Source organism: Variovorax sp. 10L426, from assembly GCF_056395305.1.
Window position 1 is genome coordinate 1 of record NZ_JBFTJF010000075.1, and the last position, 510, is coordinate 510.

Consider the following 510-nt stretch of genomic DNA (forward strand, 5'->3'; position numbering starts at 1 on the left):
GTTATAGGCCAGCGAGAGGCCGGTGGAACGCACCTCGGTCGGGAACTGCTCGGCCAGCACGGCCGGGGCCGGGCCGGTGAACGCGGCCAGCAGGATGCCCAGCACGATCTGCACCTGGAGCAGCGTGGCCGTGGTCGGCGACACGTTGAGCCAGTGGAACAGCGGGTAGGCCAGCGCGCCGATGGCCACCGCCACCACGGTCAGCATGCGCTTGCGGCCGACGCGGTCGGACAGCATGCCCATCAGCGGGCACAGCACCAGGATGATGGCGCCGCAGATCGCGGTCGACTGGAACGTCGCGCCCAGCGGCAGGCCGAGCTGCTGCTTGGCGTACGACGGCATGTAGAACACCAGCACGTAGGTGCAGACCGTCCASAGGATGGTCACGCCSAGGCCKGCCAGYACTTCGCGCGGRTGGTCGCGCAGCACCTGCGWSAGCGGCGAGAACTTCACATTGTTCTTGCGACGTTCGGCCTGGCGCGCCTCGAACTCGGGCGGCTCTTCCAGATG

At 68.6% G+C, this 510-nt stretch carries 1 protein-coding gene; it reads right to left on the minus strand.

What is annotated here, in order from left to right; genetic code table 11:
- The coding region (locus AC1DHL_RS29795) for an MFS transporter (RefSeq protein ID WP_478164336.1) at positions 1–510 on the minus strand (510 nt) is incomplete at both ends.